Origin of the sequence: Paenibacillus sp. TCA20, assembly GCF_000732325.1 — a bacterium.
In the GTDB taxonomy this organism is placed as follows: domain Bacteria; phylum Bacillota; class Bacilli; order Paenibacillales; family Paenibacillaceae; genus Paenibacillus; species Paenibacillus urinalis.
In genome coordinates, this window is sequence record NZ_BBIW01000012.1 from 68,479 (window position 1) to 93,477 (window position 24,999).

Below are 24,999 nucleotides of genomic sequence, written 5' to 3' on the forward strand. Positions count from 1 at the left end.
AAATGCAGCGAATTCAAAGAATGATTCGGGAACTATTAGAGAGACAGTGGCTGGAGAGTACAGAGATTAACGATTGGAAGATAACGAGCACAACGTATCACATGCCTGGTGAATATGATGAGGAGACCTCCCTTCCAGAGGGGACAGCACTTGCGCAGTTTCCCGGTCAGCACGGAATCACCTATTTCTTCAGAAAAGAGCTGGATTGGCCTGAGACTTGGGGGAAGGAAGGGATCGGCCTTGTGTTTAACGCCGGGAGCGGGGAAGGACTAATCAGAGTCAATGGGGCTTCTTATCAGGGCTTGGATCGGAACCATACCTATGTGACACTTGACCCGGCGTATACCGAGAAGAATTCAAAGCTGGAATTAACGATTGAGCTCTATGATCCGATCCCAGAGCCGATTGACCCGCTAAATCATCAAGCAAACAGACCTGGACCGATCTCCAGCATAACGAGCCTGTTAGTAAAGGTGAATCGTCCAGTTCAGAGCTTAATGTATACTCTTCGAACACTGCTGGGCACGGCGCAGCAGCTGGCGGAGAGTGATATGCGGAGAGTCAGACTGCTTGAAGCGATGTTCCGGACGATGGATGGTTATCTCGGAATGAGTGAAGCTGACATTCGTGAAGGAAGCCGGATAAGGGAGCTGGAGGAGCAGCTCATTGCTCTAGTGAAGCAGATTGGTGGAAGTGCGGAAGGGATAGAGCATATGGTCGGTCAGTCACACATTGATATTGCCTGGCTCTGGCCGGTCAGGGAAACGGTACGCAAGACGAGTCGAACCTTCTCCACCGTGGATCGATTAATGGATGAGTATCCTGAGTACCAATTTGCACAGAGTCAGCCGATCCTGTATCAATTCCTGAAGGAGCATGACCCTGAACTATATGGACGGGTCAAAAGGCGCATTCAAGAAGGCCGCTGGGAGCTGGTCGGGGGGATGTGGGTGGAACCGGATCTGAATATTCCGAGTGGTGAGTCGCTGATGCGGCAGATGCTCTATGGACAGCGATTCTATGAACAAGAATTCGGACGTACTTCGGAGATCGAGTGGCTCCCTGATACGTTTGGTTATTGTGCATCCTTGCCCCAGATTCTGAAGCATGGCGGTATTCATTATTTCATGACGACCAAGCTGAACTGGAATGACACCAATGTATTTCCGTTTGACCTCTTTCAATGGGTCGGTATTGATGGTACACCAATGCTCTCTTATCTCAATCATGGATTGAATGAGGATACATCGCCGAAGGATATACAAGAGCACTGGCAGTCTTATCGGCAGCGTGCTGTTCATCCACAGCAGATGCTGCTCTATGGACATGGAGACGGCGGAGGCGGGGTAACCCGGGAGATGCTGGAATACATGGACCGCAGTGAGCTGCTCGTTGGCCAGCCGGAGGTCAAGTACAGCACCGCAGCAGCATTCTTCCAGACGACAGAAGAAGCCCGGCACCGGCTTCCCAAATGGCATGGCGATCTATATCTGGAGCTGCACCGAGGTACCTATACGACACATGCCAGGAATAAACGGGCTAACCGAAAGGCTGAAGTTCTGTATAGAGAGGCTGAAGTATGGCACAGTCTGAGTAAGCTGGCAGCGGGAGGGGATAAGGATGGGTATGTGGATTCCGTCAATTTGGAGCAAGGGTGGAAGCTGATTCTGCTGAATCAATTCCATGATATCATCCCTGGCTCTGCCATTACGGAAACTTACGATACCTCTTCTGAGGAGTATGAGCAGATTTTTAACATCGGCTCGGAAGTGGTAGCTGAACGTTTGCAGCAAATCGCAGAGCGCGTTTCACTTGATGGAGAAGGAATTCCCTATGTCGTATGTAACAGTCTTGGATGGGCCAGAGATGCGATCGTGGACATTGATGTACATGGTGCAAATATGATTCCTTATGATGAGACGGGTCAGGTTCTGCAATATGAACGGAATGAGCAGCCGGATAACGAGCAGGAGGAGCAGGAGGATCAGCCGGATAGCGAGCAAGAGCAGGATAAGCAGCAGAAGGAGCAGGGACAACCAGCTTCGCGTCTACATGTGCTTGTGAAGGATATTCCAGCCTTTGGTTATCGAACCATTTGGTTGAAAGAACAAGGAATCGTGACGGGGAACGACCTTGCTCAGGAACAGGCAACATCTCAACCCGCGGAATTCCCTGATCAATGGGAAACGGCCTATTATTCCGTGACATTTGGAGCAAATGGAGAAATAACAAGTCTATGGGATAAGGAAGCCGCACGTGAAATTGTAAGGCCAGGAGAGCAGCTCAACCGATTGGAGCTGTATCACGACCGGCCAACCTATTGGGATGCTTGGGATATTGATCCTCGGTATGAACAGCAGAAGGCGGATGATCCGATCCTAGTCCATCGACAGCTGCTCAGTCATGGCAAGGTACAGGACATATTCCGGTTCACTTGGAAGCTGAGCCAGTCGACGATTCGGCAGGACGTTATTTTTTATCATCACGACAAGCGTATTGACTTCAAGACCCATGTGGAATGGAATGAAGCGCATAAGCTGCTCAAGGCTGCGTTCCCAGTGCAGGTCGTGACCAACAAGGCGGTATTCGAAATTCCTTTCGGCACCATTGAGCGTTCAGTTCATCGGAATACGAGCTGGGAACAAGCCCAGTTCGAGGTGTGCGGACATCGCTTCGTTGATCTGTCAGAGCATGGATATGGCGTCAGTCTGCTGAACGACTGCAAATACGGATATGACATTCAGGAGAGCACGATTCGTTTATCTCTCTTGCGGGCTCCGAAGTGGCCGGATCTCACAGCGGATTTGGGAGAGCATAGCTTTACTTACTCGCTATATCCGCATCAAGGAAGCTGGCAGCAGGCAGGAACCCTTCGCAAGGCAGCGGAGCTGAATACCGATATTCAGGTGAGTAAGGCACGCCCTAATTCTTCAGGAACTTTGCCAGAAGTATATTCTTTGCTTCCATTTCATAGTCAGCATGTCATTCTGGATACACTCAAACCGGCAGAAGACGGTACAGGCTGGATTGTCAGAATGTATGAAGCTTCTGGTGGAAGTGGACAGGCAAGTCTTAACTGGCCTGGCAAGCTGAGCGAGGTGTTTGAATCCGATGCACTGGAGAAAGAACGGAGTGTGCTGAATCATCAGGAGCGAGTCATTGATCTCAGCTTCCGGCCCTATGAAATTAAGACGATAAAAATAAAATAGTCTTGGAGAGTATCTTCGACCATGTTAAGTTAATTGCGGGTCGAAGATATTTTTTTATGTTTTTTAATAAACATGTCACTTACTTTTACACCGTAAAATCGCTTACAAATAAAATGAAGTAAAATATATGTAAAGTTAGATCAAAATAATCGGTCATTTTCTATTGGTATTTTTCCGTTTTTACATATGTAATCGCTTTCTTTTGTGCGAAAATAACACATTTTTGAATTGTAAATTATTGGTCTCAACCTGAAAAAACCTTGATATATCAACGCTTTTACCGTGTGCCAAAATGACATGTTTACGAAATGATGCCTTATCCACTATCGTTATCCTAAAGCTGCGCCAACAAAACTGACATAGCAGGATTTGTATTTGGAGGCTTGCCCCTGGCGCAAGACCAAGATGAGTGATGACAGAAGGAGGCGAACCTGTGTGCAGGAGATCAAGACGGTCAGAAGACAACAGACCATGTCGAAGCCAAAAAGCAGCAGAAAGCAATGGCAGAAGATCTGGAGAAACTGGGAGCTGTATTTGTTTATTGCACCGGCATTTTTGTATTTTCTTATATTCCATTACGGACCGATGTACGGCATCCAGATCGCGTTCAAGAATTACAATCCGGTTCGCGGGATATTCGGCAGCCCTTGGATCGGCTTTGATCACTTTATTCGATTTTTTGACTCTTATTATTTCTGGGATTTGATGTGGAATACGCTGACGATCAGTTTATATGAGCTGGCTGTTGGCTTTCCAATCCCGATTATTCTGGCGCTGGCATTCAATGAACTGAAGCATAAGCGCTTCAAGAAGCTCGCCCAGACCATCACTTATGCACCTCATTTTATCTCCATGGTCGTTATGGTCGGGATGATTATATCATTCCTTTCACCTTCAACGGGGATTCTTATTCATTTTATTGAATGGCTTGGTTTTGATGCTCCAGCCTTTCTGACAAGTCCAGCCTGGTTTAAGACGGTCTATGTTCTGTCGGGAGTATGGCAGAGTGCCGGGTGGGGTACGATCATCTATCTGGCTGCATTGTCAGCTGCAGATCCCGGTCTTCATGAGGCAGCTATCATTGATGGGGCGAACCGGCTGCAGCGCATATGGAACATTAACATTCCTGTACTGTTGCCAACGATGACCATTCTGCTCATTCTGAACATGGGAAGTCTGCTCGGTGTCGGCTTTGAGAAGATTCTCCTCATGCAGAATCCGCTGAATATGGAATCCTCAGATGTTATTTCCACCTTTGTATATCGTTCAGGTCTTGAGAATGCGCAGTACAGTTTCTCAACGGCTGTCGGGCTGTTCAATTCTGTAATCAATGCCATTTTGCTCATTGTAGTGAATCAGATCGCTCGCAGGACAAGTGAGAATAGTCTGTGGTAGAGGAGGGGGCTGGACCATGCTAACCGGTATTAAAGAAACGAGACAAGACAAAATTTTTCTGGCACTAAATTATCTCTATGTCACGATTGCATTCCTTGTTGTCGCTTATCCGCTGGTCTATATGATCAGTGCTTCGATCAGTAATCCAAAAGCCGTTGCTTCCGGAGCGATGTGGCTCTTTCCCAAAGATATTACCTTTGAGGGGTATCAGCGCGTGTTTCAGGATACACGAATCTGGTCAGGTTACGCAAACACCATTCTATATACCGTAGTCGGTACTACGGTGAATCTGATGGTCACTATACCTGCAGCTTATGCACTCAGCAGAAGAGATTTTGTAGGAAGAAACTTTTTTATGGGGATGTTCATGGTCACGATGTTCTTCGGAGGAGGCCTGGTGCCAACCTATCTGCTGATCAAGGAACTGGGCATGATCAACAGCATGTGGGCGCTGATACTTCCTTCCGCTGCGTCGGTATGGAACATTATTGTCTCCCGCACCTTCTTCCAGGGGACGATCCCAGGCGAGCTTCATGAAGCAGCTCAAATCGACGGATGCTCAAATTTGAAGCTGTTTTTCAAGATTATATTACCGCTCTCGATGCCAATCATTGCCGTCATGGCGCTCTTCTATGGGGTAGGACACTGGAACAGCTACTTCTCCGCCATGATCTATTTCAATGATTCAGATAAATATCCACTGCAGCTCGTGTTAAGACAGATTCTCGTTCTGCAGGAAATGTCGGCCCAAGGCTCTGGCATGATGGACAGCACATCCGCTACAGCGCTCAATAACAAAGCGGAGGTAGCAGCACTTGTCCGCTATGCCGTTATCATCGTCTCTACGCTGCCGGTCATCATTATCTATCCATTCTTGCAACGCTATTTTGTACAGGGTGTTATGATTGGCTCCGTAAAGGGCTGATCGTTACCATATAAACCATCAGAAAAGGGAGTTGTTGTCATGAAGAGAGTTCGTAAGAAGTCAGCGGTTCTTCTCAGTTTGATCCTTTCCGCAAGCATGCTTGCCGCATGCGGAACCTCACCATCTGAATCAGGCGAGACGGCGGAGCCCGGTACCCCGGAGGAGACTGGTGTTAAGAAGGAAGGCTTTCCGATTGTGGACGAGCCGATCACGATGACCATGATGTCCCAGGATGCTGGTGTAGCGGACTGGAGCAATATGCCGGTCCTGCAGGAAGCAGAGAAGCTCACGAACATTAAGTTCGAATATCAGCTTACACCGATTGACAGCTTCGCAACGAAGAAGAACCTTGTATTTGCGAGTGGTGATCTGCCAGATGTTCTGTACGCAGCAGATCTCACACCGGCAGAGCAAGTGACTTACGGGACTCAAGGTTCTCTTATCCCGCTCGAGCCTTACATTGATGGGGGTTATGCACCGAATATTAAGAAGTTATTCGATGAGAATCCCGACATTCGCAAATCCTTTACAACACCTGATGGACATATATACGCCCTCCCATTCATCGACAGTGCTGCTGTCTGGTACCGCAGTCCAATGTGGTATAACGGCAAAATGCTGGAAGCACTTGGTGTAGACAAGCTTCCGGGAACAACAGAGGAGCTGTATGAATTTCTGAAAAGAGTGAAGACAGAGGATCCGAACGGCAACGGTCAGGCTGACGAAATTCCGCTGACGTCGGTCAAGCTGGATGATCTGCGGATGTACTTCCTAGGCTTCTGGGGCATGTATGATCCGGTCGTTTATGTAGATAAGCAGGATCAAGTTTTTTATAGTCCGATGCAGGAAGGCTACAAGGGTTATTTGGAATTCATGAACCGTCTATGGGAAGAGGAACTGCTGGATCATGAGACCTTCTCCCAGACGCCTGAGCAGAAGAAAGCCAAAGGAGAAAATAATCAGATTGCGGTCTTTAATGATTACTACTCCTACTTCACCCTGGGCGGAGATCCGAATGACGCGATGAATAATCCGCTGATGACTCCGGTTGCGAGCGAGATTGAGGGTTCTCCAGTCTATGGAATGCATCCAGGACTGTCTGCTAACGGAACCTTTGCGATTACGAGTGTGAATGAGCATCCGGAAGCGACTATGCGCTGGATTGACTACCTGTATACGATTGAAGGGCAGACCTTGTTCAACCAAGGCCCTGAAGGAACACTGTGGAAGTATACCAATAAGGATACGTATGAAAAAGAGTGGCTTCCTGTTCCAGGCGGTGGAGATCGTGAGGAGTACAGAGGGACGATTACGCCAAACTTTGGCATGCTGACTCCTGGATATAACACGCCTGAGCTGACCAATGGCCTTAGAACAGATTTCGATGATTGGATTGCCAAGGAGAATGAGGAGAAGCTCGTACCAATCGGTAAAGCGCCTTTTCCGAATGCTTACTTGACGAATGAGCAGCAGGATGAAGCCTCAGCACTTCTCTCCGACCTCAACACGTATGTAACACAAATGGAAGCAAAGTTTGTAACCGGGGAAGAGCCTATGTCCAATTGGGACAGCTACGTGGAGCAGGTGAAGAAGATGGGCGGGGAGCGCATCCAGGAGATTTATCAGGAAGTATACGATACATGGAATGCTGCAGGACAATAAAACCGATTCTCTTGCTCTAGTGTGAAAAAAGAAGAAAGCCAGCATCCTCTACGAAAGACCGTAGTTTACGGATGTTGGCTTTTTTCGCACACTAGCTGGCGGATCCGCTTTCTTCATCATTAGCGGTATTGCGGTGCTGCTTGCGATATTGTCCTGGCGTTAGCCCGGTTTCCTTCTTGAATTTACGGATAAAGTTCGGTGTATCCAGATAACCGACCTCCTGAATGAGATCCTTCAGCGGTGTATCGGTTGTCTTCAGCTGATGGATCATTCGATCGAGTCGTTTCTGCCAAATGTACTGAACGAAATTGATGCCTGTCTTGTCCTTGAATGAACGGCTGACATGGGATGGTGAGATTTCAAATTCACAGGAAATTGTATCCAGGCTCAAGTTGTGATCTGTAAAGTGAGTATCGATATACTCAATAATTCGGTCAATTAAGGACTGTTCTTCCTGTTTCGAATCCTGTTCCACCTCGGTACAGACCTGGGAGGCAAGAGAGAGCAGAACAGATTCCAGCTCCTTAAGTGAGCTGCTGAATACCATGCCTGGTGCGATTCTTTGCAGCATATGATGCTCTCCGAGTTCAGTAGCGGTCTTTAAAATGGTGTTCAATAGATCAAAGCTGATGCAGCGAACGAGAAGGGCTGGCAGCTTGGAAGTCGTAAGACTGTCCACTGACGAGCGGATCATCTGGGAAGCAATCTCATAGTTGCCCTGCTTAAGGCTCTGTGTGAGCTTGAGCTGAACATGATTCGGTATCCAGAAGGAATGACTTGGTGTCTTCGACAAGTCTGCAAACAGCGCTACAGACCCGAATTCCCCTGGAACGAGCAGATCAAAGGCAGAGCAAGCCTCGATATAAGATTGATTCAGCTCATGAAGATGATGGTAACAGCTGCCTGTACCCATCATAGGTGTTATGGCAAATGTATTCATCAGCATGCTGCGTATTTGTTCAGTAATCTGCTTCATTTGCGCCAGTTCATCCAGTGCTTCGACGGTATCAAAATTAATAATAATAGCGAATTGATCCAGCTGCGTCAGTTCTACTCCATAACCCGTTGCCTGCAGCTCGGGCAGTTCAAAGCGAGCCAGGTGATGAATAATACGGCTGCGATGGTCCATATTAGAGGGCTTAGCTTCATTCCAGCCGATAACCATCACGAACAGACTTTGTTTATTTAGATTAAGATCAAACAGCTGCGTAAGTTCAGGAGACAGATGCTCGGTATTTCCAACCTTTATGAGTGTGGACAGATAGTGATTCCGGGCAAAAGGCTCCTGGATATCCATGCGGGAGCTGTAATCCTGCAGGGCAGAGCGAATCCGTTCCAGCTCGTTACGGTAGCTGTGCTTTCCATTATTCTGAGTCTCAGGATAACGTGAGGATGCGAATTCGACCAGCGACGAGATCGGACGATACTGCATTCGTGCCAGAACAAGCGCGATGACAGCTCCGATTAGCAGCACGAGCGCACTGATCATAATCATGACGCTGCGGACATCGATCACACTGCTGAAGAACTGGGAGCTCGGCATGACCGTCATATAAGTCCATCCATTGGATTCGGATTGAACGGATACAATGGAATGCTCTTTTCCATCCAGTGTTTGTTCATGGATGCCTGGAGCCGTTTCTTTAAACAGGATTTGTGAAGCTTCCTGGCTCAGGGTATCACCTTGACGATTCGCAGCCAGTACTTGGCCTTCTGCATCCAGAACGAAGGTGAGACCTTGATAGTTGCCAAGGATCGAGTCGATCAGATTCGTTATCTCTGCCTCCTTAATGAAATACATAACGGTGGCATGAGGATTAAGACTGTTGGGTGTAATCGGAATGAGAAAGGCCAGCTTGCGATCCTGCACACCTCCGATCCTGGTTACCAGGTCAGCAGGTCTTACCGTCGGATGCTTCACTTCATTCAGATCACGATACAAGGACGGCTTGTCCCAGCTTGCAAAGCTGAAGTTGTCTGCAAATACTTCAAAGTCAGTCAGACCCTTGCTGGAGTATATGCGTTTGTCGTTGTGGAAGTATAAATGAATTTCATCAATCATGGAACTGGTCGCCTTGTATTGATCCAGAGCGCGAATCGCTTCCGGGCTGGTACGTGTATTGTTCACACGATAAGACGAGAGCCGATCGTCATAAGAGATCCGTGAAGCAATGTCACTGAGCTCTTTCATTCGGCCATCAATGGTTACTTTCGTTTGAGAGAGTTGGGCAAGACGAGAGCTTTCAATTTCAGTACGGAGGGTTTCTACAGCATTTTCATAAATAAACACAGTCATGAGTACGAGAGGGATTAACAGAATGAACAGATAGGACAGGATGTACTTCAGAAACAGCTTGGATTTGAAATAGTCCATTCTCAAGGTGAAATGCCGCCTCCTTTTCCTATGAAATGGTCATTTCTTATACATGATAGCAATAAAAAAAAGATTTGGACATACAAATCTCGCTAAATAGGAGGAATACATGATGAGTCAAGATCAGACGCAGACAGAAGCTTCACCTGTCGTAGAGCAGGGAGTTCATAATTACAGCAGCGAGGATAAGTGGGTTAAGCCCGAAGATCCGTTATTGCTGGAACGTTTGGAATGGTTCAAGGATCAGAAGCTCGGACTGATGATGCACTGGGGTCCTTATTCTCAGATTGGCATTGTGGAGTCTTGGGCTCTTAGTGATGAGGATGCAAATTGGTCCCGTGCCGATATTGATTGGGATATTGACGGAGAAGAGATGAAACGGGAGTATTTCGAACTGAACAAAACCTTCAACCCGATTCGTTTTGAACCAGAGAAATGGGCAGAGCTGGCCGCAAATAATGGATTTAAATATTTGAACTTTACAACGAAGCATCATGATGGGTTCTGTATGTGGAATACCCGTACAACTGAATATCGGATTACTGGGAGAGATTGTCCCTTCTCAAGGCATCAGTATGCGGATATTACCAAGCATCTATTTGAGGCATTCCGTGCGCGAGGGCTTGGAATCTCGGCTTATTTCTCCAAGGCAGACTGGCATTCTCCTTATTATTGGACGGAAGGCATGGAGAGAGGCATCAAGACATCGCGTGGTCCGAGCTATAACCCTAAGGAGTACCCTTGGCTATGGGAGGAATTTGTACAGTTTACGCATGAGCAGATTATGGAGCTGATGACAGACTACGGACGAATCGATGTTCTATGGCTGGATGCCGGATGGGTTAACGATTACAGGGTTCAAAATATCCGCATCGGCGAAGTGGTGGAGAAGGCCCGTCAATTACAGCCTTGGCTCCTATCTGCTGATCGCACGGTGGGAGGACCCTACGAGAACCTGATCACACCAGAGCAGACGATGCCGGAACGTGCACTTCATGTGCCTTGGGAGAGCTGTATTACGATGGGCACCTCCTTTTCATACCGCTACGACGATGACTACAAAACCGTGCGGCAGCTGATTCATATGCTGATTGAGATTGTTGCAAAGGGAGGAAATCTGGCTCTGAATGTCGGACCTCAGCCAGACGGCCGATTGTCCAGAACAGCCATCTCCCGGATTGAGGGCATGGGGACATGGCTGAAGGCTTACGGCGAATCCATATATGGCACAAGGGTCTGTGAGCCCTATTCGATCGGTAATATTCATTTTACGCAAAAAAATGAGCAGACCTATGCTTTTTATCTCTATGGGGATGAGAAACAGGAGGTTAAACCCACGGTGGTGCTGCCACTAAATAATCAGGATGTTGCCCGGGTTGATCTGGTGGCGGGAGCTGAGGATATCCAGTTTACGAAGACAGGGGAAGGGATTGAAGTTGAATTGCCGGAAGGCGAGCTGACCGGTGCCGCACCGATCGCTCATGTATTCAGAATCTCATAAATCGAGAGGTGCAGATCCATATGCAGAAGTGGTTTGAGGATGCGAAGCTGGGAATCTTTATTCACTATGGAATTTATGCAGTAGACGGAGTTGCGGAATCGTGGTCCTTTTATAACGGACGAATGACTTACGACGACTATATGAAGCAGCTGGACGGCTTTACAGCCTCCCAGTTTGATGCCGAGGCTTGGGCTGATCTCATCGAGCAATCGGGAGCGAAGTATGCGGTGCTCACTACCAAGCATCATGATGGTGTAGCCCTGTGGGACACACAGTACAGTGACCTCAATACGGTGAAGAGCACGCCTGCACATCGCGACATTGTAAGGGAATATTCGGATGCAATCGCGGCTAAGGGACTGAGACTGGGGCTCTACTATTCGCTGATCGACTGGTCTCATCCGGACTATCCAAGCGTATACGAAGGAGGCAAGGTTCCAGAGGACATGGCTTCTGTGAATAAATATTCTTATCCGGTAAACGGAATTCAGGACGAGGCGAAGTGGAGCCGATTTCTCGAGTTCAACAATCATCAGCTGGAAGAGCTGCTTACCGGATATGGCCAGGTAGACCTGCTGTGGTTTGATGGGGATTGGGAACGGAGTGCGGAGCAGTGGAATCTGCCTGCATTCAAGCATTACCTGCAATCCCTTCAGCCAGATGTCATTATCAATTCACGCCTTGCGGGACACGGAGATTATAAGACTCCGGAGCAAGGGCTGCCAATTACGCGTCCGGAAGGACCGTGGGAATTCTGTACGACGATCAATACCTCCTGGGGTTATGTGCCGACGGATCAGCATTACAAATCACTGCATCAGATTGTCCGAATGTTCTGTGACTGTATCTCGATGGGCGGTAATATGCTGCTCGATATTGGACCTAGAGAAGACGGTACAATTGACGACAGACAGGAAGCTATTTTGCTCGGGCTAGGAAAGTGGATCAGAGCTCATGAGGAAGCAGTATACGGGACAAGGGAAGGAATTATGAGCCGTTACTACGGTGAAGGGAGTACGCTCTCCGCAGATCATAAGACGCTTTATTTATTTGTGCATGGAGATCCGAAGGACAGTATTTGTCTCAAAGGGCTGTGTAACCAAATCAAGAAGGCATCGGTGCTCCACTCGGGCAAGGAGCTGACTTACGAAATTCATGGCGGGGTTCCGTGGTTTCAAATTCCGGGTACAACCTGGATTCATCTGACACATGAGGATACACATGAGCTGACTACCGTCGTTAAGCTGGAGTTCGATGAAGAAGTTGAAATGTACGGCGGTTCTGGTACAGTGGTCACTCATAATTAAATGGGTGAGCAGTGCTGGGCCTATGTTCAATATACCTCGCGATATTGTCGAGAAAGGAGCTTTATTTTTTCATGGATTCTTTTCAACTGCCAAGCATACACATTCCGCAATTTCCGCTGCCTGAAGCGATCCAGCAGGTGCTGGGTGAGGCGGAGCAGGCGCTCTCCCACAGGCCCAAGCTCTCCAGGCTGTTTCGAAATTGCTTCCCGAATACATTGGAGACAACAGTGAAGCTGATGGATGACGGAACGACATTTGTTATAACAGGAGACATACCGGCGTCATGGCTTCGGGATTCGGTCGAACAGGTCATTCATTATGTCCCCTTCGCGAAGGAGGATAACGATCTTCGAAGAATAATAAGCGGTCTCATTAAGAAGCATGTCGAGTATATCCATCTGGACCCATATGCCAATGCATTTAATGAATCAGCAAGCGATTGGCATTGGAACACAGCTGATGTAACCGACATGTCTCCATGGGTGTGGGAACGCAAATTCGAGATTGATTCCCTCTGCTTCCCAATGCGACTTGCCTATCGTTATTGGCAAGAGACAGGAGATACAGCGGTCTATAATGCCGAGTTCAAGTCGGCGATGCGAATTATATATGATCTCTTCCGTACGGAGCAGCATCATGAGGCGCGGTCTCCCTATCGATTCATGCGTCATAATGGAATACCGGAAGATACGCTCGCAAATGAGGGACTCGGTATGCCGGTCAACTATACGGGGATGGTCTGGTCCGGCTTCCGCTCTAGTGATGATGCATGTGATTTTCACTATAACATCCCTGGGAATATGTTTGCGGTTGTAGTACTCCGCTATATGCAGGAGATGGCAGACCTCATTTACAGGGATTCCTCGTTTGTACAGGAGCTCAAACAGCTGGAAGCCGAAATTGACCGCGGTATTGCTCTATACGGTATTTACCGGCATCCGGAATTCGGCCCGATCTACGCCTATGAGACAGACGGATACGGGAACTACTGTCTGATGGATGATGCAGGTACACCAGGGCTCTTATCTATCCCTTATCTTGGATACTGCACTGCAGATGATCCGATTTATCAGAATACACGCCGATTCGCTCTCTCCAAGGAGAACCCATTCTACTACGAAGGGAGTCATGCACGGGGGATAGGAAGCCCGCATACACCAGACCGATTTATATGGCATATGGCGCTGTCTATGCAGGGAATCACTGCCGAGTCCGCTGAGGAGAAGCTGGCCCTTATTCAAATGCTGGAAGCAACGGACGCCGATACCGGCTATATGCACGAAGGCTTTCACGCCGATAATCCGCACCATTATACGAGATCCTGGTTCGCCTGGTCGAACAGTCTGTTCTCCCAATTTATTTATCAGGCCTGGCAGGATGGAATCCTGAATGAGGAGGGGACATCATGAGCCTAAGCGGGGTACCTGTCCCTCAGATCGCAGCGTATGAACCGAAGCATTATATTTGCCAGCGTGCTAAGGGCGAGGCAACACTTGACGGAAGACTCGACAAGCCATTCTGGGACAGTGCAGCGTGGACGGATAAGTTTGTCGATATTGAAGGCGATATCCGTCCCCAGCCAAGGCAAGATACAAGAGTGAAGATGCTATGGGACGATGATTATTTTTATGTAGGGGCTGAGCTGTGGGAGGACAGCATCTGGGCTACGCTGACAGAACGTGACTCGGTCATCTTCTATGACAATGACTTCGAGATTTTTATTGATCCGGACGGAGATAGTCATGGGTATTATGAGTTTGAGATCAATGCTCTGAACACGGTGTGGGATTTGCTCCTTATCAAGCCTTATCGAGACGGTGGTCCTCCGCTGGACAGCTGGGACATGAAGGGGCTGAAGACAGCGGTGCATATCGACGGCCAGCTCAATCATCCGGAGGCCGTTAACCGCAAATGGTCTGTTGAAGTGGCTATACCTTGGACCAGTCTGAAGGAATGTGCGAAGGAACACCGCGCTCCGCTGCCGGGAGAGTTCTGGAAAGTGAATTTCTCAAGGGTGGAGTGGAGGACAGAGGTGGTTGATGGAGCTTACAGCAAAGTGATTCATCCGGATACCGGCAAGCCTTACCCGGAGGATAACTGGGTCTGGTCACCTATGGGACTAATCAATATGCATTATCCTGAGCTGTGGGGATATGTCGTATTTGCAGATGATGAGGGTCCTGATGCGTTCTGTATCTCTGAGGATGAACGAATAAAGTGGGAGCTGAGAAAGCTCTACTATCTGCAGCGTAATTTCGCAGAACAGACGGGGAGCTATACGCAGGATTTAACACAGCTCGGCTGGTCCTCGGAGCTGGTGATCGATCCAGAGGTTTATGCAGGGGAGCGTTTGTTCCAAATTACGACTGCGGCAGCAGACGGAAGCGGCACATGGATTATTCGTGAGGACGGTAAATTGTGGAAGGAGAGTAATCGAATATGAATACACATACCTCGGTATTTTCACTTACACCTGAGAGAATGCAGGATATGGAGAAACAGCTTCGTATGAAGCAGCAGCTTGTCAGAACTAGAGCGGATGAGATATTTGCTGTTTTTCAGGAGCCGATGTCTTTAGAAGAGGAATGGGCACTGAAGTATGTGTATGCATACAGCCCGCTGCAGGATCTAGCAGATGTCCCAGGCTCGGTGTTTCTAAGTCATGTACGTTCTGTATTACGAATACGGCAAGAGGTTCCGTGGGGGATGCAGGTCCCTGATGAAATCTTTCTGCATTTTGTGCTGCCGGCCCGGGTGAATACCGAGAATATCGAGGATTGCCGGGACCTATTTTATGCAGAGCTTGCGGATCGTACCCGTTCATTATCCATGAAAGACGCCATCCTAGAAACCAATTACTGGTGCTACGAGAAAGCAACTTATATCGGCAGCGATCTGAGAACTGCTTCGCCGCTGACCATGATCCGAAGTGCGCGGGGGAGGTGTGGTGAAGAATCCACGCTTGCCGTTACTGCCCTGCGCAGTGTCGGTATCCCTGCTCGTCAGGTATATACGCCGAGGTGGGCCCATTGTGATGATAATCATGCCTGGGTAGAAGCTTGGGCGGATGGTACTTGGTATTACATTGGTGCATGCGAACCGGAAGCACGCCTTAATCAAGGATGGTTTACACCGCCGGCAAGACGCTCAATGCTGATGAACACAAGGGTGCTGGGCAGCTATCATGGATCAGAGGATATTACGATCGCCAAGCCGTGGTTTACCGAGCTCAATCTCCTTAAGAACTATGCTCCTGCCAAAGAGCTTGTTGTTTCAATCAAAGATCAGGATGGAATGGCCGTGCAGGGTGCGGTGGTTCGGTTTGAGTTATACAATATGGCGGAGTTTTATCCGATTGCAGAGCTTTCGACAGATGAGAGAGGGGAAGTCTTCTTCAAGACAGGTTACGGAGATCTGCTGATTCGTGCTGTATATCAGAATCACTGGCAGGAGCGTAAGGTGAGTGCTGCCGAGATGGACAAGGTAGAGCTGGTACTGAGTCTTTCTACTCCACAGGTACAAGAGAGCGGCGTTGTGGATCTGGATCTGGTTCCTCCTCCTGAGCTGGAAGGCGAGGTGCTTCCGGAGCTGACGGAACAGGCGGAATCCATGCATCAGAAGCGAATGCAGGAAGGTGCTGCTATTCGCGCAGCATTTGAAGACAGCTTTGTCTCCCCGGCCGAGAGCAGAATTCTTGCTGAGCAGCTGGGTTTACCGGAGACAAGAGTGTGGGAAGTCATGCAGAAGGCTCGCGGCAACAGTCACGAAATCGCGGAATTTCTCAAGGAAAGCTCTCCTGAGAATGGAGAGTGGCCCCTTATTCTACTGGAGTCGCTGAATAGCAAGGATTTAATTGATACATTTCGTCCTGTGCTTCACGAACATTTGAGAAGGGCTCTCCCGCTACGAAATATGCTGCCTGACAGCTTGTTCATTCCTTATGTGCTCTGTCCGCGTGTAGCTTATGAGATGCTTGGTCTATACAGAGAGCAGTTCCAGACTGCCTATAGCCGGGACGAACAAGCCTCCATTATAGAACGGCCTGAGCTTCTGGCCGAACAGCTGCAAGAACAGTATCTGTATTCAGAACATCTGCCGAATCTGAAAGGTAAAGGTACAGTCGCTGGGACCTACCGCTTGATGGCCGGTGATGAGGACTCTCTCGCTATCCTGTTTGTTGCCATGTGCCGCAGCTTCGGAATTCCTTCTCGTCTGCATCCGAACGAGCGAAAACCGCAGTATTGGCAAAAGGGAAGCTGGATCTATGCGGATCTAGGCAGTAACGATGAGGTGAACGAGCGAACGGGTTCCTTGCGCCTTGAGCTGGGAGAGACACCAGAAGGTACGACAGGAGCTGCTTATTATGAGAATGTTTCTATCGCTCGGCTTGTTCAAGGGAAATATGTGACTCTGCATTTTCCGTTTGGCGAGAAGGACTGGTTTGCAGAGCCACTGGAAGTCGAAGCAGGCCACTACCGTATGGTTACCGGAGTTCGTCTCAAAGACGGTACTGTGAGAGCAAGATGTACTTACTTTGAAGTGGAGGAAGGCAAGGAAACCCAAGCTAATATCACCTTCCGCAGCAGTGAGGAAGAGATCCCCGTTCTGGGGACGGTAAACAGTAATGTTCCACTGAGTTTGCAGGATGGTACAGCAACTGCTATGCCTAATAAGCAGCTGCCTGATACGGATCGAGGCATCCTTGCTGCCTGGATTGAGCCTGAGAGAGAACCGACCATGCACTTAATTAAAGAGCTGATCGATCTTAAGGTGGAGCTGGCGGAACGAAATATTTCAATCGTATTAATCACCGGCTCTACGGGGAACCCAATGAAATTGAGAAATGAGCAATTGGAGAAGCTGCCAAGACAGGTTCATATAGCTGAAGGTGATCCTTCTTCATTGCCCGAGCTGTTCCGAACTCCTTCTGCCATAGAATCCGGGTATCCCCATCTAGTCGTACTGGATGAAGCAAGTCAGATTCGTTATGCTTCGTCCGGCTATCGCATCGGTGCCGTAAGGGAAGCCATTCAGGTCAGCTCTCAGCTGAACCGGCAGCTTCGCGAAGTGAAGCAGACGGGAGGATAAGCGAAAATGAACAACAAATGGATCATCGGATATGTCAGTCATCAAGATCTGGATAAAGTCACGGAAACGGATCTGTGCCGGATGACGCACATTAATATTGCTTTTGGCGTCATTCAGGACGGCGTGATTCAGACCAGCCATCTGCTACATATGAAACAGATCCCGGTCATTAAGGAGAAGCATCCTGATCTGAAGATCATTCTGTCGGTAGGCGGATGGAGCAGCGGCGGCTTCTCTGAAGCAGCAGCAACCGAGGAAGGCAGGCTGAAGCTGGCAGTATCAGCAGCCCGCGTCGTGAAGAGCTACTCGCTGGACGGCATAGATCTGGACTGGGAATACCCTTGTTATGGTCAGGCAGGCATTGCTGCCTCTCCCATGGACAAGCAGAACTTCACACAGCTGCTGAGTACGATCAGGGAAGAACTGGATCAGCTGGGTGAACAGGAGAACAGGCATTACATGCTAAGCATTGCTGCCGGTGCGGATCAATATTATATTGACGGTACGGAGCTGGAGCACATCGTGCCCTATCTTGATTACGTGCAGCTAATGACTTATGACATGCGCGGAGGCTTCCAAGTGCTGACCGGGCATCACACGAGTCTTTATACGGCGACAGGGGACTTGTACCGGATCAGCACGGATGCTTCGGTGAGCATGTTCCACAAGGCAGGCGTTCCCATGGATAAGATCGTCATTGGAGCTGCGTTCTATTCCCGCAAGTGGGCAGGGGTTCCGGCGCGGAATAACGGTCTGCACCAGATGGCAGCGACGACCGGAGGATATGGACCGGATTATACGGAGTTGTCAGCAGATTATATCAATAATGATGGATACACGAGATACTGGGATGACGAGGCGAAGGCACCGTATTTGTTCAACGGCAGCACGTTCATCTCTTACGATGATCCGGAATCTATCACAGCAAAGTGTGAGTATGTCATTGAACAGGAGCTTGCGGGCATCATGTTCTGGGAGTATAAATGCGATGCTTCCCATACTCTCCTTGAGGCGATGAGTAAAGTACTGAGACGTTAGGCATTCGTGTCAAAAGCATGATGCTTACAAACAACCGTTCTTCGGGCATATAGCAGGTTTTTTTACGCTATACTGCTTGTCGGGAACGGTTGTTTTTTTGTTAAAGCTGTAGACTACTTGAAGCAGGTAAAAAGCCTTATGTGGAAATGGTATAATTGGATTTAATCACGGGTGATCTACATTCTTCAGCATAAGGGGAGACTCGAGCATGGCCTATAAAATTGATTTATACAAAAATGGAGAACGATTTAAGGAATTCCATGGGATTCAGAATCTTCATCGGTATTTAGCGAAGAGAAAGACAATGAAGTAGTGATCGTGGGGAATGAAGGACAATCAGAAGCTTTTTTTGCCGGAGAGAAAAAAACGTATAATAAGCTTGTACGTGATCAAATTCCCACGATTATAGCTTCGAAGGGGGATTCTTGCAGAATTACAGTGCTTGATCACGAACAATATAGAGCTGAGCTGAGGATCAAGCTAATGGAAGAGATAGAGGAATACTATGCAACAGATCATGATGAAGAGGCTCTTGCTGAACTGGCAGATGTACTGGAAGTCATTAGGGCATTGTCAAAGGTACATGGCTCAACACCTGAAGCATTGGAGAACAAAAGGGTGGAGAAACAAAAACTACGTGGCGGATTTGAGGATCGAGTGTATTTAATAGATACGACGGTCAATAAATGACATCATGAAATTCGCTGAGGAGGTGATTTGAATTTTTAATCCGAAGGACAAGAAGGAGCGTAATCCGATGCTGGCAAAGCTGGAGGCAGGGCTGACTGTGCTTGCTTTTATCATGCTGGTTATTGGTTTCATGAATCCGGGGTTCTCACTGGGATGGTTCTTTGTAGTGATGGCGTTAGTGTATGTCATTCGATACATAGAGTATAGAAGGTGGACCGCAGTTGTGTCGTTCATACTGCTCGCCGTGGGGGCAGCTGCACTATTTTTTATCGGGAGCTAGGCAGAATAACTGCAGCTTCAAGTTGGATCATTTCGTTGGAGTGGAATGTGGAATTTTCAACATTGTCGGTTGGATCGTCAACTGACCACAGAAACAGCTCATTAAGAATGAGCTGTTTCTTCATTCAATAACCTGCATCTTGTGTAGCGGCTATACTGACATGGGGATGAGTGTCGAGCAGTGCTTGATCTCATGGAAGGGAACGGTAACGATGCCTCCACGATATTTTAGCCTAAGCTTCATTTGACCCATATTCAAACTTACGATACCGGAATAAGTAGATCCGTCCGTTAGAGATAAGTGTACATTGTATCTTTTTCGTTCGGCTTTTCGTAGTTCTTGAATCATATGGATTCCTCCATTCGCGCATGCTTTAGTTCATAATAACTATGTCGGTAGAAGGGAGAGAAAAATGAAGATATATTTTTGAAATCGCTTACTTAGTATTAAATCATTTTCGCTCTTATGAATCAGTATGACTTAAGACCTAATGTATATACCTGTAAACAAGGAGATTCTGTAATTTGTTGAGTATGCAGTAGAGTGGCACTGAATTCGTATGCAGGCAGTAGAGTGGATTAGATTCGTATGTAAAGGGGAATTGAATACATTATTCATTCTGCAGAAAACACAAATCCCCTGCAAAATTGCAGGGGATAAAGATTATTCTCATAACATCAGGCTAAGTATGTTCTTATCCTATTACAAAAGAATAGCAGCGATCTCATTAAGAGCGTCAGGGCTGCATTATTATTCTATTCTTTTTCTATTAGAAAAGTAATGATGGCAAATAACAAGAACGCAACCAGCAGAAGCGAACCACCTACGATGAAGAGAATCATCACTAGGGTCTCGTCCCATAGGAACGGATTTAAATTGTACATCCACATCCCGAACGTTAAGCCGAATGCGCCCAGCATAGCCAGCCAGCTGTGGACAGCGACCAGTAATTTAGATTTTACTTTGTATACCTTATAAAAAATTCCCCAGGCAAACACGGACAGCCAGCCTACCAGCAATATGTGAGCATGAATCGGTCTCATGGAATAATCCATACTGCCGGACATTTGGGACCCGATAAAGGTCCCGAGTATGCCGAACAACGCTGCAAAGCGTATTAATCGTATGCTCCAGATTTTCTCCAATTATTAATCATTTCCTTCCTTCTGAAATATCACGGTAAAGGTGGAGCCCTTCGACAGCTCGCTCTCAAGCGTGATGCTTCCGTTTAATAACGTAATGATCTCCTTCACGATGGACAAGCCAAGGCCCGTCCCGTCTCTTTTGCGAGTCGTATCCACCCGGAAGAAACGCTCGAACACCTGCCCGGCTGACTCTTCTGACAGGCCCACACCACTGTCCTGAAAAGTGAGTATAATCTGATCCTGATCTGTACTACATGAAATAAAGATATGTCCGTTTGGTTCATTATATTTAATAGCATTCGTAAGTAGATTGTCCCATACGGTCGCAAGCAGCTCCGGGTCCGAGAAGAACATGACTTCGTCTAGCTTGTATGAAATGGTCAGGTTCCTGTCCTGCAGGCTCCATTGATGCTTCTTAATGGATTCCTTAATCTGCAAGTCCAGCCGGATCCAGCTCTTCTTTATGGGGTAGCCAGATTGATCCAGGGACGTAATCAGCAGAAGCTGCTTCGTCAGATTGGATAATCTTCTGGCCTCATCATTGACGATGCCTGCATATTGAAGCCGCTCCTTTTCATCCATTTTCGGATTGAGGAGCAGCTCCGCATATCCCTGAATATTCATCAAAGGGGACTGAAAGTCGTGAGACACATTATTGATGAAGGATTTTCTTGCAACATCATTATGCATGAGCTGCTGCTGCATTCGCAGGAAGTTATCGGCCAGCTGGCCAATCTCATCCTGCCGGTTAATTTTCAGCGTATACGTAAAATCTTCATTGGCAATCGCTTTGGTCGCCTCCGATAATTCGGATATGGGGTGAATAAGCCGCTTGGTCATGATAATCACACCCACCACACTTACAAAGGCAATGGCAACAATGAATCCGGCCAGCATCATATGAATATCAGAGAACAAGATTTTGCTGTTCGGCTTTATAAACAATGCGTAAGACTGGTCATCAATCTGTAAGGGAAGACCAACCGTGTTTCTGATATCATTCGAGAAATGGCCCATCATCCAGAGCTGATTCCAAAAGCCTTCCTTGCCCATATAGTTCTCCCCCTGCAGTACCCGCTCCAGCGTCTGATCGGGCAGGCTGCTCTCTTCAAAGGACTGGCCAAAGGTAATGACATTTCCAATTCGGTCAACAAGATAGATCTGATAGCCTAGTTGTCCAACAGACTGCAGATAGGGCCGGATGGAAGAGGACTCCACATGCATTTCTTCGAGAACATAAACAATTTGCTCGGCAACCTCTAAATTTTGCTCGGTCATTTCGTCCTTGGTGAATACAAGGTAAACAATGTTAGCCAGAACAAATCCGATGAATACACTGATTCCTAGAATAAGCAGGATCGCTGAAATAAACTCTCGGTATAAGGTTCTCATTCGGTCGCCTCTAGCTTATAACCGACCCCGCGGATCGTCTGAATTTCAATTGCAGCGCCATATCGCTTCAGCCGCTCGCGGATCCGGTTCATATGTGTATTTAATGTCTGCTCATTGCCCTCATAATCCTCGCCCCACGCCTGATCGAGCAGAAGAGTTCGGGGTGTAACCTTGTTAACTCGGGTTGCGAGCATCGTCAGCAGCTCAAACTCTTTTAGAGGAAACAGAATCGTTTCTTCATTAATCACGACTTCAAAATCGTTTCGGTTGATTTTTACATTCCCGACCTTCAGGATACTTTCCAGGGCCCTGCCATAGCGCCGCAAAACTACAGCTACCCGAAACAGCAATTCCTTCGGCTCGAACGGCTTCACCAGATAATCCTCAGTACCCGATTTGAACCCTTGCTCCTTATCGGCCAGCTGTCCTTTTGCAGTTAGAAGAATGACGGGGATTTCCAGCTCTTTTGTTAAAATTTTAGTTAGGGAGAAGCCGTCCATTCCGGGCATCATGACATCCACAATTGCCAGGTTAACCTCCGTCTCCTCTAGCAGCTTAAGGGCAATCTGTCCGTTCTGGGCTTGTATAACCTCGTAGCCTTCACGGGTTAGATGAATCGTCACGAGCTGCAGGATATCATAATCATCATCCACGACTAAAATTTTCACGAGAATCCCCTCCATACCTTCTGCGCTTAGGATGAGGGTTGCTACATATCCTTATCTTTTTCAAAGAACAAGATTAAGGATGGCAGCAGCATACCTCTTACCAGAAACGTATCAATTAATATTCCAATCGCAACTATAAACCCGAACACAAAGAGATCGGCAATCGGCATCGTCGTCAGGGCGGCAAACGTTGCAGCCAATATGACACCTGCCGAGGAAATAACGCCTCCGGTATTGCGAATGGCTACTTCGAGAGCATCTTTAACTTTCCGTGTTTTTCTCTCTTCGAGAAAGCGTGAAATCAAAATAATGTTATAGTCAATGCCGAGCGCCACCAGGAAAATAAACGCATAAACGGGAACCCGGGTACTGATTGCATCATATCCAAACAGCACATCCACCAGGAATAGACCAAGCCCCAGAGCAGACACATAAGAAATAAGAATGGTCGCTATCATGTAAATCGACATTTTTAACGAACGAGTTAATGCGATGAGAAGTACCAGAATCAGAATAGTTTCCAGAATGACGACCCTAACGATATCACTATTGTTTATAGTCCGTTCATCGACTAGTTTGGCTGTGACACCGCCGAAGTAAACGTCCCCCTGCAAGGATAATTCGTTAAGGATTGCTTCGGATTGGCTGCGAAGTTCTTCAACAAAGTCTATGGCCTCTGTAGAGTAGGGGTTCATCGTCAGAGCAACACTGAACTTGGCAGCCGTGGTATCCTCCGTGACACCAGAAGTACGAACCGAGTTAATCTCTTCGTAGTTCTCCAATTTCCCTAGAAATTGATTGATCTGATCCTCAGACAGAGCAGCCTCGGATTCCAACAGAATTGTGGAAGGGGCAAGCTCGCCCTTGTTGTATTTCGTTTCGACGATTTCATAGCCTACGCGTGAAGGTAAATCAACGGGAAATTTCTTGACCGTGTCAAATTCATATCTCAGGTTAAACACATTCAGCGCCGTAATTACCATAAAGACAGCGACAATTCCGCCAGTTAACAGCGGCTTGTTGACGACAAACTTGGCGATCGGGCCCCAAATGCCGTGCTTCATTTCATGCTCCTGCCCGATTTTAGGAGCCTTAGGCCAGAAAGCTTTACGCCCGAACAGCGTAAACAAGGCAGGTACCAGGGTCACGGAAGCCAGCATAATGATAAACATGGCCAGCCCAAATACAGGCGCAAAGTTTTGATAATCGCGGAAATCCGTGAAAAATAGAATGAGCATAGCTGCGAGTACAGTACCACCTGCAAAAAACACGGGTTCACCCGTTGCCCGCATGGCGTGCTGCATCGCCGTATATTTACTTTCATATTTGTTCAATTCCTCACGATAGCGCGAGAATACGAACAGCGAGTAGTCGATTACGGCCGCAAACAGCAGGATGCTCATGATCGAGGTCGTCGAGTTGTTAATTTCCAGCCCGGCTGCACCCATCAGAGCGATCGATTGATTCGCTACTTGATATACAATGACCGTAGCAAGCAGCGGAATGATGGCCAGAAGCGGAGAGCGGTAAATGGCAATCAGCAAAATAAGGATGATAACAATTGTGGCAAGCAGCAAGACGAGGTCAGCCTGCTCAAACAGCTTGACGGTATCGCCGGCAATTCCGGCGGGACCGGTGATATAAAACTTGGTGTCAAGATCTTTGGCAATTTCACTGCCGATTACATAGGCTTCATCATTAATTTCTGAGTATTGGCTGTTGCCAATTCCAGCCTCCAGGCTCATAGGAACGATCATGGTGGATCCGTCCTCCGAGGTGAAGCCTGACAGCGCCTGATCCGGCAATGCGCTGATATCGACAATGGAATCGACGCCTTCAATATTAGCCGAGATGATTCCACTCAGAATCTGCCTCACTTCATCAACGTCGATTACCCCTGATTCGTTATGAAAAACGAGGATTCCTGGGGCTCCTTGTTCATTAGGAAACGTTTCCGCTAATTTTTGCTCTGCTATGATGGATTGAGCTTCATCCGGGAGCGACTGGAAGTTGGTCACCTTGTACTCACTCAGCATGGGGCCTGCGCTTAAGCCAATCATGGCTGCCAGCCAGACCACAATGGTAATCCACATCCCCCGTTTGGTTGAGACCCAGTCGGTGATGGGACTTAGTATTCTTCTCAACTGTTATTCCCCCTCCTAAATTGATCGCTCTCACTCTAGCACAAGTAAATAAACTTAATATAAACTGCCGTACATAGAAGTTTGTGGTTGCATCGTCTGGATTTGTTTATATTTATACGGCATCGCTTGTGCTTGGTAAGTTCATGGAAGGAAGAGAAGGGGGAGGGGCCGATATTGTCAT

General features: G+C 47.7%; 18 protein-coding genes. 12 read left to right on the forward strand and 6 right to left on the reverse strand.

Annotated features, from left to right (window positions below; genetic code table 11):
- Nucleotides 1-2 precede the first annotated feature (2 nt).
- From TCA2_RS20135 to TCA2_RS20150, 4 genes are all read left to right on the forward strand, one after another.
- Complete coding sequence (locus TCA2_RS20135) at nucleotides 3-3,209, forward strand: alpha-mannosidase (protein WP_047913402.1); 3,207 nt, start codon at nucleotides 3-5, stop codon at nucleotides 3,207-3,209.
- Nucleotides 3,210-3,680: 471 nt separating this feature from the next.
- Nucleotides 3,681-4,604: a sugar ABC transporter permease gene (locus TCA2_RS20140; protein ID WP_047913489.1), complete on the forward strand. Its 924-nt coding sequence runs from the start codon at nucleotides 3,681-3,683 to the stop codon at nucleotides 4,602-4,604.
- A gap of 16 nt (nucleotides 4,605-4,620) precedes the next feature.
- Nucleotides 4,621-5,529: a carbohydrate ABC transporter permease gene (locus TCA2_RS20145; RefSeq protein WP_047913403.1), complete on the forward strand. Its 909-nt coding sequence runs from the start codon at nucleotides 4,621-4,623 to the stop codon at nucleotides 5,527-5,529.
- 39 nt (nucleotides 5,530-5,568) lie between these two features.
- Entirely contained in the window at nucleotides 5,569-7,191 is a 1,623-nt protein-coding gene (locus TCA2_RS20150; protein WP_047913404.1) for an extracellular solute-binding protein, read from the forward strand.
- Nucleotides 7,192-7,282: 91 nt separating this feature from the next.
- Here TCA2_RS20150 and TCA2_RS20155 read toward each other — a convergent pair whose 3' ends face one another.
- Nucleotides 7,283-9,565 carry a helix-turn-helix domain-containing protein gene (locus TCA2_RS20155; RefSeq protein WP_238546465.1) on the reverse strand — a complete coding sequence of 761 codons (2,283 nt, stop codon included), beginning with the start codon at nucleotides 9,563-9,565 and terminating at the stop codon, nucleotides 7,283-7,285.
- A 112-nt stretch (nucleotides 9,566-9,677) separates the two neighbouring features.
- Between TCA2_RS20155 and TCA2_RS20160 the strand changes: the two genes are divergently transcribed.
- From TCA2_RS20160 to TCA2_RS20195, 8 genes are all read left to right on the forward strand, one after another.
- On the forward strand, nucleotides 9,678-11,066 hold the full coding sequence (locus TCA2_RS20160; protein WP_047913406.1) for an alpha-L-fucosidase: 1,389 nt from the start codon (nucleotides 9,678-9,680) through the stop codon (nucleotides 11,064-11,066).
- A 20-nt stretch (nucleotides 11,067-11,086) separates the two neighbouring features.
- A complete protein-coding gene (locus TCA2_RS20165; protein WP_047913407.1) occupies nucleotides 11,087-12,373 on the forward strand; it encodes an alpha-L-fucosidase in 1,287 nt (428 codons plus the stop codon).
- A 71-nt stretch (nucleotides 12,374-12,444) separates the two neighbouring features.
- A complete protein-coding gene (locus tag TCA2_RS20170; RefSeq protein WP_047913408.1) occupies nucleotides 12,445-13,782 on the forward strand; it encodes a glycoside hydrolase family 125 protein in 1,338 nt (445 codons plus the stop codon).
- A complete protein-coding gene (locus TCA2_RS20175) occupies nucleotides 13,779-14,816 on the forward strand; it encodes a carbohydrate-binding family 9-like protein (RefSeq protein WP_047913409.1) in 1,038 nt (345 codons plus the stop codon). Before TCA2_RS20170 ends, TCA2_RS20175 begins: the two co-directional genes overlap by 4 nt.
- Complete coding sequence (locus TCA2_RS20180) at nucleotides 14,813-17,461, forward strand: transglutaminase domain-containing protein (RefSeq protein ID WP_047913410.1); 2,649 nt, start codon at nucleotides 14,813-14,815, stop codon at nucleotides 17,459-17,461. Before TCA2_RS20175 ends, TCA2_RS20180 begins: the two co-directional genes overlap by 4 nt.
- Before the next feature lie 6 nt (nucleotides 17,462-17,467).
- Nucleotides 17,468-18,499: a glycoside hydrolase family 18 protein gene (locus TCA2_RS20185; RefSeq protein WP_047913411.1), complete on the forward strand. Its 1,032-nt coding sequence runs from the start codon at nucleotides 17,468-17,470 to the stop codon at nucleotides 18,497-18,499.
- A gap of 318 nt (nucleotides 18,500-18,817) precedes the next feature.
- Nucleotides 18,818-19,189: a nucleoside triphosphate pyrophosphohydrolase gene (locus TCA2_RS20190; protein WP_047913490.1), complete on the forward strand. Its 372-nt coding sequence runs from the start codon at nucleotides 18,818-18,820 to the stop codon at nucleotides 19,187-19,189.
- 67 nt (nucleotides 19,190-19,256) lie between these two features.
- The gene (locus tag TCA2_RS20195) at nucleotides 19,257-19,469 is read left to right on the forward strand and encodes a hypothetical protein (RefSeq protein WP_047913412.1); all 213 of its coding nucleotides are present in this window, start codon (nucleotides 19,257-19,259) and stop codon (nucleotides 19,467-19,469) included.
- A 150-nt stretch (nucleotides 19,470-19,619) separates the two neighbouring features.
- On the opposite strand, the gene TCA2_RS20200 is transcribed toward TCA2_RS20195, so the two are convergent.
- The 5 genes from TCA2_RS20200 to TCA2_RS20220 form a co-directional block, all read right to left on the reverse strand.
- Complete coding sequence (locus TCA2_RS20200) at nucleotides 19,620-19,817, reverse strand: hypothetical protein (protein ID WP_047913413.1); 198 nt, start codon at nucleotides 19,815-19,817, stop codon at nucleotides 19,620-19,622.
- Nucleotides 19,818-20,224: 407 nt separating this feature from the next.
- Nucleotides 20,225-20,614 (reverse strand): hypothetical protein, encoded by a 390-nt coding sequence (locus TCA2_RS20205; protein WP_047913414.1) that lies wholly within the window; start codon nucleotides 20,612-20,614, stop codon nucleotides 20,225-20,227.
- A 3-nt stretch (nucleotides 20,615-20,617) separates the two neighbouring features.
- On the reverse strand, nucleotides 20,618-22,006 hold the full coding sequence (locus tag TCA2_RS20210; protein WP_047913415.1) for a HAMP domain-containing sensor histidine kinase: 1,389 nt from the start codon (nucleotides 22,004-22,006) through the stop codon (nucleotides 20,618-20,620).
- Entirely contained in the window at nucleotides 22,003-22,674 is a 672-nt protein-coding gene (locus tag TCA2_RS20215; protein WP_047913416.1) for a response regulator transcription factor, read from the reverse strand. The genes TCA2_RS20210 and TCA2_RS20215 overlap by 4 nt, the downstream gene beginning before the upstream one ends.
- Nucleotides 22,675-22,715: 41 nt before the next feature.
- Complete coding sequence (locus tag TCA2_RS20220) at nucleotides 22,716-24,767, reverse strand: MMPL family transporter (RefSeq protein ID WP_370510375.1); 2,052 nt, start codon at nucleotides 24,765-24,767, stop codon at nucleotides 22,716-22,718.
- Nucleotides 24,768-24,999 lie beyond the last annotated feature (232 nt).